The organism is Leptolyngbya sp. 'hensonii', assembly GCF_001939115.1.
Lineage (GTDB): Bacteria > Cyanobacteriota > Cyanobacteriia.
In genome coordinates this window covers 18,790-28,385 of the sequence record NZ_MQTZ01000037.1, presented here as the reverse complement: position 1 = coordinate 28,385, position 9,596 = coordinate 18,790, and the positions used below count along the sequence as shown (strand labels likewise).

Annotated in this window: 8 protein-coding genes; 6 read left to right on the top strand and 2 right to left on the bottom strand. The window is 51.0% G+C overall.

Translation table 11 applies throughout. The annotated features are described in order from the left end of the window. The coding region (locus tag BST81_RS11595) for a helix-turn-helix domain-containing protein (protein ID WP_216351309.1) at nucleotides 1-220 on the bottom strand (220 nt) is incomplete at its 3' end. Nucleotides 221-954: 734 nt separating this feature from the next. On the opposite strand from BST81_RS11595, the gene ppk1 reads away from it, so the two are divergent. The 6 genes from ppk1 to BST81_RS11565 all read left to right on the top strand — a co-directional run bounded on the left by ppk1 (nucleotide 955) and on the right by BST81_RS11565 (nucleotide 6,921). Continuing rightward, nucleotides 955-3,096 (top strand): polyphosphate kinase 1, encoded by a 2,142-nt coding sequence (ppk1, locus tag BST81_RS11590; RefSeq protein WP_075598683.1) that lies wholly within the window; start codon nucleotides 955-957, stop codon nucleotides 3,094-3,096. 540 nt (nucleotides 3,097-3,636) lie between these two features. Then, nucleotides 3,637-4,269, top strand: a complete 633-nt coding sequence (locus BST81_RS11585; protein WP_075598682.1) for a hypothetical protein — start codon at nucleotides 3,637-3,639, stop codon at nucleotides 4,267-4,269. 13 nt (nucleotides 4,270-4,282) lie between these two features. After that, nucleotides 4,283-4,570 carry an HU family DNA-binding protein gene (locus BST81_RS11580; RefSeq protein ID WP_075598681.1) on the top strand — a complete coding sequence of 96 codons (288 nt, stop codon included), beginning with the start codon at nucleotides 4,283-4,285 and terminating at the stop codon, nucleotides 4,568-4,570. A 151-nt stretch (nucleotides 4,571-4,721) separates the two neighbouring features. Next, nucleotides 4,722-4,967, top strand: a complete 246-nt coding sequence (locus tag BST81_RS11575; RefSeq protein WP_075598680.1) for a DUF2949 domain-containing protein — start codon at nucleotides 4,722-4,724, stop codon at nucleotides 4,965-4,967. Nucleotides 4,968-5,215: 248 nt separating this feature from the next. Further along, complete coding sequence (locus tag BST81_RS11570; protein ID WP_075598679.1) at nucleotides 5,216-6,454, top strand: chromate transporter; 1,239 nt, start codon at nucleotides 5,216-5,218, stop codon at nucleotides 6,452-6,454. A 281-nt stretch (nucleotides 6,455-6,735) separates the two neighbouring features. Beyond that, entirely contained in the window at nucleotides 6,736-6,921 is a 186-nt protein-coding gene (locus tag BST81_RS11565; protein WP_171974739.1) for a hypothetical protein, read from the top strand. Between the two features lie 99 nt (nucleotides 6,922-7,020). On the opposite strand, the gene BST81_RS11560 is transcribed toward BST81_RS11565, so the two are convergent. Next, nucleotides 7,021-9,576 (bottom strand): CHAT domain-containing tetratricopeptide repeat protein, encoded by a 2,556-nt coding sequence (locus tag BST81_RS11560; protein WP_075598677.1) that lies wholly within the window; start codon nucleotides 9,574-9,576, stop codon nucleotides 7,021-7,023. Nucleotides 9,577-9,596: the final 20 nt, after the last annotated feature.

The window sequence follows — 9,596 nt, the reverse complement described above, 5'->3', positions numbered from 1 at the left end:
TCTCCAGTTGCTCAACACTTAGTTTGGTCGGTGTTTGCACAGTTCGTTGTTTGGGGACAATCTCACCTGTTTCCCGATGTTGTTTGATTAACTTTCGCACGAAACTATAAGCAACTCGAAATTGTATAGCGATTTGACGTTGCGACGTATTCCCTTCAAGATATGCATCAACAATTTTCTGTCTAAGATCTAGTGAGTATGGTTGCACTTGATTGAGCATGAAGTAAACATACAAATCATTCTATCAAATACGCCTCACTAGGCTGGAAATTGCTGTAGAGAATATATAAGCCTTAGAAGTAATGATTGATTAAGTAAGGTTGGCTTCAATTTAAGAAAAGGTTATGTCGTCAAGGCAGGCTAATCCAGTTTTTAATCAAAACCAATTCAGGCTGTAAGGAGCCGCTGAAAAGCCTGTCTCTTCCTCGCCCTGGTCACTAAGGCTCTGGCTCCAAAAAGAACGAAGCTGATCGCCACCATTGGCTCAAACCAGTCAGCCCATAGTGACGGTTGCAGTTCACGGAGTTGCGTTTTTGACCGTCAGACTCTTTTCAAGTATGCTCTAGAGCATTCACAAATTGGTTAGGAGCAAAGAGCGGTGGGGCGGTCCCCTCATCCAGAGGTTCCACCCCTGGATCCCGTTCATATCCTAAATAGAATGGCTATCAAACATTAGGCATAAATCAAGAGCTTTGCTTAATGAAAAATTTAGATTTCCTTGAATAGGTCGAAGATATTGAACAAAGTTGAGATTGACTTTTTTGGAAAATCTGGAAAGATAAAATTTAGAAAGATATCAGATTTCTGATACAGGTCTTTAATGTGGCTGTGCTATGAGCTATTAGGTTGGCCAAAACATAAAATTATTTTTTACAAATTCTGCTATTTTTACTGCTCTTTTCTCCAACTGTAAAATCACACTTGATTTCTGTGTAATTCTTTTGTGTAATCACAATGTCTGAGACTAAAAAGGCTAAAGCTGCTGTGTCTATTGATCTGAACGATCCCCAGTATTACTTCAACCGGGAACTAAGCTGGTTGGAATTCAATCGCCGGGTGTTGCATGAAGCGATGGATCCGCGCACTCCCCTGCTAGAACGGGTGAAATTTGCGGCGATCTTTAGTGCCAACCTGGATGAATTTTTCATGGTGCGGGTGGCCAGCCTGCAGCGCAAGCTAGAAGCTGAAGTGGATCCGCTCACCCCTGATGGTCGATCGTCCCAGCAACAGTTGGATGAGATTAGCCAACAGTTGCATCCGATGGTTGATCAGCTACAGAAACTCCTGGAAGCAGAGATACGCCCCCAACTGGCAGCCGCAGGGGTGCATGTCTTGAAGTACGCTGAATTAAGCCAGAGTCAGCAGCACTATTTACAGCAGCACTTTGAAAAGCAGGTATTTCCAATCCTGACGCCTCTGGCTGTAGACCCCGCCCATCCCTTCCCAGTGATGTCAAACCTGAGTTTGAACCTGGCTGTTGTGCTGAAAGATCTGGAAACAGGGGAAGAAGGCTTTGCCAGGGTGAAAGTGCCCGATAGTTTGCCCCGCTTTGTCCCTCTGCCTCCGGAGTTTCATCCCCACAGCGATCGTCCGGTTGTCTGGGCTGGTGTTGCCCTGGAACAGGTGATTGCTGAGAATCTGGAGGCCCTCTTCCCAGGGATGACCATCCAGGAGCACCATCTCTTCCGAGTGACCCGTGATGCCGATCTTTCGGTGCAGGAAGAAGAAGCGGATGATCTGATTGAAGCGATTTCGCAAGAATTAAGCAAACGCCGCTTTGGAGGTTCCATTGTGCGGTTCCAGTTTGCGCCCACCATGTCAGAGTTTGTCAAGCAAACCCTGATTAAAGGTATGAACGTCGATCCGAATGATCTCTACATGACTCAGGGTTGGTTGGGCGTGAGGGACTTAATGGCCTTTATGGCCTTACCCCTACCCCACCTGAAGGATCCGTCCTGGACTCCTGTTATTCCCAAACGATTGCGTCATTTGGCTGAAAACCTCTCTCAGGGCGAAGAAGCAGGGGATGATATTTTCCATATCATTCGTCAGGGTGATTTGCTGGTTCATCATCCCTACGAGTCATTCACAGCATCGGTTGAGCATTTCATTACCCATGCAGCCCAGGATCCAGGTGTACAGGCGATTAAAATGACCCTTTACCGCACCTCCAGCGACTCGCCGATTGTCAGTGCCCTGATCGATGCAGCCCGGCATGGCAAACAGGTCGTTGCCCTTGTGGAGATCAAGGCTCGCTTTGATGAGGCTAGTAATATTAGCTGGGCCAGGGCACTGGAAGAAGCAGGGGTGCATGTGGTGTATGGTGTCATGGGCTTGAAGACCCACACCAAAATCTTGCTGGTGATCCGTAAAGAGGGAGATGTCATTCGCCATTACGTCCATATCGGTACCGGTAATTACAATGCCAAAACGGCTAAGATTTACACTGATTTGGGATTACTCAGTTGCCGGGAAGACCTCGGATCGGATCTGGTTGATTTGTTCAATTACCTGACGGGCTTCTCCAAACAAAAAACTTTCCGTAAGTTGCTGGTCGCGCCTGTAACCCTGCGCGATCGCATGGTGGCCCTGATCCGGCGTGAAATTGAGCATTGCCAAAATGGCAAACCCGGACGCATCATTGCCAAGATGAATGCGTTGATTGACCCTGGCATTATCAAAACGCTCTACCAAGCATCCCAAGCGGGGGTACAAATCGATTTGATCATTCGGGGCATGTGTTGTTTGCGACCGGGCATTCCCGGTGTCAGTGACCATATTCGGGTTATTAGCATTGTGGGGCGTTATCTGGAACACTCCCGGATCTTCCATTTCCATAATAGTGGCCAGGAAGAAGTCTTCATCGGTAGTGCGGATTGGATGCAGCGCAACCTCGATCGTCGGGTAGAAGCGGTCACCCCGGTTGAAGATCCAGACTGCGCCAGGGAGTTGAAAGAAATCCTCGACATCCTCTTAGCTGATAATCGTCAGGCTTGGGACATGCAATCCACAGGGGCTTACATTCAACGTCGCCCTACGGACAATGTCTCGGAACACAGTGCTCAGATAATTCTGATGGAGCGCAGCTTGAAGTAATCCTGCTCCTTGACGAACAGGATGCCATACCGATCACGATCGGGGGGCAGGATATTCAATCAGAACTGGACCTCGAAGTTCATGCTGCCGCAGGCAACTTTAGGGAGATGATCCGCTGGCAGATCGGTGGAGTCAAGTTGCGTGGCGATCGCGTCTAGGCCAGAAAACAGGTGCATCTCTGGAACGGGAGCAAGAATCGCAAAGGCATGGGTCTTTTGCGTGAATCGAGAACCGTTGAGGAAAAAGTTAGCTTTCCTGGCTTACCGATTGTGGGTCTGATTCAGTGAGCTTGATCCAGAGAAAACCGATCAGCTTGCAGGGATTGTCTGGTGCTTGGGTCAATCTAGGGACAGAAGATTGGTTTCTGAATCAGTTGTATTGCTACAAATTTGTGCTATAAAGCTGCTACTTCAGTAATTTTTTCACTGGTTATAACCGGCTATAGGTTTATCCATTCCCTCCTGCTGCCGGTTTTAAGGGGATAACTTCTCAAACCGGTTTTCCCGTTTTCTCATTGACCACTCTCACGGGACCCATACCATGCCTACCGTTACCCGTTCTAAATCCAGAGCTGTTCATCGGTCCACTCTGGAACAGGTCGAATCCTTCCTCAGGAATCTGCCGAAAAAAGAAAAAGACCATTTGCCGATCGTGGAGGCCATTAACCAGGTTGCTCCTTCTATACGAGCAGCTCTGGCCAAGGGATACAGCTATGTTGAGGTGGCTTCCCTGCTCTCTGAACAGTTAGGTCTCAGTGTAAGTGCCTGGTCTCTCCGACGCTACGTGCCCTCCGGTAAGCGTGGCCAGCAAGGTGAACCCCCTGAAACTGCTCCCAGACGGCAAAGGCGGAAAAAGCAGACAGACCGGGTAGAGCGTAATGGCCATGCGCCAGTTCCTGAAGTTAGCCCGATCTCACAACAGCCGGTAGTCGCTCTGGCGCAGCCCGAGAGCATGGTCACCGTTCCTGTGGATAGCCCGGAACCCCCTTTAACCGGGCAGAAGCCTGTAGCCAAAACGGGACGGGGCCGCAGCCAAACCCCTGAACCTGTGGAGCCAGGAGTAATACCCAAACGGGGACGGGGCCGCACCACAACTACATCTGCTAAAACAACCCGGCGCAGTTCGACCACCCGGTCAACTGGAACCCGCCGTAGTACTCCAAAAGGAAAATAATTGAGGTGTATCCATGAATAAGGGTGAATTAGTTGATGCGATTGCTTCTAAAGTAAGTGTGACCAAAAAGGAAGCAGATCTCGTTTTGTCCGCCATTCTTGAGACGATCGTGGATACGGTTTCAGAGGGAGACAAAGTTACCCTGGTGGGATTTGGTACCTTTGAGGTGCGGACCCGACAGGCCCGAGATGGGCGCAATCCCCGCACAGGAGAGGTGCTCAAAATCCCTGAAACGAAAGTTCCCGCCTTTTCTGCTGGGAAGCAATTTAAGGAGAAAGTGTCGCCAGAGTCTGAGGCTTAACCGGTGCTCCACAGAAACCCAGGACCGATCGGCAAATGTTACAGTTCTCGCAACACATAGCATTTTGCTGAAAACCTGTGAGTATAACAGGGAGACAATCCATCCATCGTTCCAGAGCATCTACCCTCACTGTTCCCTATTCCAGGTTTCTATGCCGATCGAATCCCAACAATCCCGTCTTATCGAGTTTCTGAGGGAAGAACTGGCTATCTCAGATGCTGCGCTCTCCTTTGTCCTGGAGCATCCTGAACAGGAATCCTACTTACCCATGATTCTCTGGCAATATGGTTTTGTCTCCCTGGAACAGTTAGAGCAGATCTTTGAGTGGAAAGACAGTAACTTATCGATCGGAAAGTTCTGTTCCTCTTCCCATCCCTCCCATCCACTCAATTTTTAAGGTATCAATATACTTCGTACACCCACCTCTCCTCTGGGGAGCAACCGCTTGGGCTGATCTGCGGCAGGACCAGAGCTCGATCGCCCGAGCCTGGAGCCTCGATCGAGATCCCTGGCCCAAGCTCTTTACCTTCCCAGAATGAATAGTCCCTGCTCTCGGGAAGGAATTATGGATACACGGTAGCCCAGAAGAGGTGAAAGAATGGGGGAAAATCAGGTGTGTCAAGTGTATCTAGAGAGTCCTAACCCATGCCTGAAATTAAACCGGCTCAAGAGAATCCGGAAGGACAGGAACCGGTTGCCTATGCCTTCCTGAATCGCAGTCAACAACAGCAGCGATTGGCAGAACTCGCGATCGTCTTTTTACGTCTGGGGGCGATCGCTTTTGGGGGACCAGCAGCCCATATTGCCATGATGAACCAGGAGGTCGTTAATCATCGACAGTGGATGAGCCGTGAGAAACTGCTGGATTTGCTGGGGATCACGAATTTGATTCCAGGCCCCAACTCGACAGAACTAGCCATTCACATTGGCTATGAACGGGCTGGATGGCGTGGGTTGCTGGTTGCAGGAAGCTGCTTTATTCTGCCTGCCATGCTCATCGTTTGGGGTTTGGCGATGATTTATGTGCACTACCAAATGCTTCCTGGGGTGGGGTGGCTGCTTTATGGCATTAAACCGGTGATGATTGCGATTGTGCTGCAAGCAGTCTGGAATCTGGGTAAAAAGGCCGTTCGGGATGCGCCAACGATTGTCGCTGGGGTGAGTGCGATCGCAGCCTATTTTGCTGGTTTAGATGAAATTCTGGCTCTTTTTATGTTGGGTGTTGTGGTCATGCTGGTTAAGCAGTGGCAGCGCAGGGGGTCAATCACGGGTGCTTTCCTGCTGCCCGTTTCAGGGATTCTGGCCCAGGCTGGCAGTACAACAGCAACCGTGACCTCTATCAGTGGGGGGAGTATTTTTCTCTTCTTTCTCAAGGTTGGGTGTGTGCTCTATGGTAGTGGATATGTGTTGCTGGCATTTCTGCAACGGGAACTGGTCGATCGCAATCATTGGCTAACCTCACAGCAACTTTTGGATGCCATCGCAATCGGGCAAATTACCCCAGGCCCTGTCTTTACAACAGCAACTTTTATTGGATATTTATTAGCAGGTAATACAGGTGCAATCGTTGCGACGATCGGTATTTTCTTGCCTGCTTTTGTACTGGTTGGAGTCGTTAATCCCTGGGTGGCCAGGTTGCGTCAATCTCCCTGGGCCAGTGGATTTCTGGATGGTGTGAATGCAGCCTCTCTGGGATTAATGGCAGGGGTGACCTGTACCCTGGGCCGAGCTGCCCTGGTGGATACTTTAACCATAATCATGGCAATTGTGAGTGCCATAGCTGTGTTTCGCTACAACGTCAATTCTGTCTGGTTAGTTCTGGCGGGTGGTGCGATCGGATTAGCCAGATATGGGTTCGTTGAGATCTTGCCCTATCCTCAGTAAGAGATTGTCCAGGAAGCAGTATGGACAGTTTTAACGTGAGGCTAGTGTTCCGTCAGGAAAATTTTGACGGGTCGAAGACCCGCAAAATTTAACCCCAATCAACAACCTGGATTTTGGCTGACCGTCAATCATTGACTGACTTACCACTAGGGGAATGATCGATATCACGGAGATGGGGCGGCAAGATCACTCCCTAACCCCCTTCAGATCACGATATGGAGAGCGGAACAGCAGTGATCCAACCTGGAGTTAATCGCATCACAAACCCAGAGGCTTCTACAATGCAACTGATTTACCGGGGACAAAAGATGGAGTTCACACCCGCTGCTGCTCAGTCCTACCGCAAGCCCTACGCCCTGCATTGGCGGTTCCATGCCCCCGGTGAAACCTATGGAGACATGCCTCTGCCCACCGCACCCTACCAGGCTCCCCGTGCCCTGAACTGGCGATTCCAGGTAGTTCAGTAAGATTTCGCTGTCCGATCGAACACCAATCTCCTAATCCCTTCCTCTTGAGGACAGCCCCTGGTTCAGATGGACTGGGGGTTTTTCTATGGGTGCAGTTCCCTATTCCGATTCTCCCATCAGGGTGAAGGCGGCCCAGGCTTTGGGGTCCGGGTATTTCTGTTTTGTGTCCAGCATTGCCTGTCTGAGTGCAGTTGCTTTATCCTGTCCCCGGTCGAGATTCTGGTAGAACCGGGTCATCAACACTGCCGTCGGGGTATCCGGCACTTTCCAGAGGGATACGATGACACTGGGTACGCCCGCTGTGATCAGAGATCGAGACAACCCAATCACCCCATCCCCTGTCACATAGCCTCGCCCTGTATTGCAGGCACTCAATACCACCAGTTCTGCCTGCAACTTCAGAACCAGCAATTCCTCAGCCGTCAACAACCCGGAATCATTGCCTGTAGGAGCCAAGGCAATGGCCCCTGGAATCCCCAACCCCTTCACCTCATCCAGCAGGCCATGGGTAGCCAGGTGAATGATGCGGGCCTGTTTCATCCGCTGAACCACCATATCCTTGGTAGCCCGATCTCCCGTCAGTGGTTCCGTTTTCAGTATCTGGGCGATCGCCCTGGCTTCCTCCTCCGCACCTGGTAGCCTGGGCAGGCGAACGGGGGGTTCTCCCACCTGTAACACCACCTTTGGCATCGTAGGATTGCCTACAACGACGGCAGGACCACGAGATGCAGCCAGGCGTTGTCGTTGTTGTCGCGTCAATTGCAGCACCTGAATGGCAGGAGCGGTGACGATCGTATGTTGCTCTAGGAGATAGGAACCATCAGGAGCCTGCAATGCCGCAAAGGGAACGAAGAAGAGGGCTCCCTGAGGCAGGAAGATGACCCGCTGTTGTGGATTCTGGGGTAGCAGGTCCTGAATCGGTTGAATCAGCAGTTGGTAGAGTTGTTTCAGTTCCGGGTAGTCCTGACGATCGGGGGCGTTATAGGAGATCGTTTCCTGAAACGCAACACTACGGTCCCGGATGCCAATTGACTCGCGACTCTCGAAAATCAAGTCACCTAAGGTCTGCTGCTGTTGTTTCAAAAGTTTCAAGTCCACCTGGCGGAAGGTCACCTCGCCTGTAGGTTGGACCACCCAGATGAAGAGTTGCTCATTATCGATATTGGCATACTCTACCAGCGTTGCCTTTTGCTCCCTGGTCACCTGCTTGATCTCGGCCATCTGAATGGGCTGAATCGTGAGTGCTTCTTGCCCCTGGGTGCGTTTTGTCAGTAACTCTGCGAAAGCTCTAGCCCGTCCCCGTTCAGCAATTTCTAGAGCAAATTCTACTTTGTTCTGAGCCACCAGAACTCGTTGCAGATTGTTGTAGGGATCACGCTGGGTATCAGCAATGGAGACCTTCTGAGTATCTTCTAACCCCTGGCGCAGGGATTCATACACCTGAATGGAGGCCAGCAGGTTTTGTTCTGCTTCAGCCAGCTTGTCAGATTTGAATAGGGCTAAACCGAGATTACTCAGGGCATGCCCCTCCCCCAATTGGTCTTTAAGTTCCCTGGCGATGGCTAAACTCTGTTGCTGGTAGTCGATCGCCCTGGAGGACTCTCCCAGGAACAAGTAGGCAATGCCCAGATTGCCCAGCGAATGCCCCTCCCCCAATCGGTCTTTAAGTTCCCTGGCGATGGCTAAACTCTGTTGATAGTAGTCAATCGCCTCGCGGTAGTTTCCCAGGGACAGGTAGGCAAGTCCCAAATTGCCGAGGGATTGTTCCTCCCCCAGCCGGTCTTTGAGTTCCCTGGCGATGGCTAAACGCTGTTGCTGGTAGTCGATCGCCTTAGGGTAGTTCCCCAAAGCGTTATAGGCATTGCCCAGATTGCCGAGGGATTGTTCCTCCCCCAATCGGTCTTTGAGTTCCCTGGCGATGGCTAAACTCTGTTGCTGGTAGTCGATCGCCCTGGGGTAGTCCCCCAGAGAATAATAGGCAATGCCCAGATTGCCGAGGGATTGTTCCTCCCCCAATCGGTCTTTGAGTTCCCTGGCGATGGCTAAACGCTGTTGCTGGTAGTCGATCGCCTTAGGATAGTTCCCCAGAGCGCTATAGGCAATGCCCAGATTGCCGAGGGATTGTTCCTCCCCCAATCGGTCTTTGAGTTCCCTGGCGATGGCTAAACTCTGTTGCTGGTAGTCGATCGCCCTAGGGTAGTCCCCCAGGAAGAAGTAGACACTACCCAGATTGCCCAGGGATTGACCTTCTCCCTGCCGATCCCTGATCTCCCAGGTAATAACTAAACGTTGTTGCAGGTAGTCAATTGCCCTGGGGTAGTCTCCCAGGTTCCTGTAAACAATCCCCAGGTTGCCCAGGGCAGCTCCCTCACCCCAGCGGTCCTTGATCTCCCGATACAGATTCAGGGCTTGCTGCCACGATCGCAGCGCTGCTTCAAACTGACTGGTGTTGAATTGCTCAATTCCCTGGTCGAACAATCGATCTGCCTCAACTTTGCGGGGGTTCTGAGCTTGAGCCAGTTGCAACGGTGATGCAGAGTGACTCTGGTCTATTGGAACTGCACTGGAGAGGGCAGGGCTGAGGCCCAGAAGTAAAGCCATCAGGGACAGCAGGAAAGCAGAATGCCTGGTTGTACCCCAAGGATGAAGAGACATGGGAAACACTAAATTTCTAT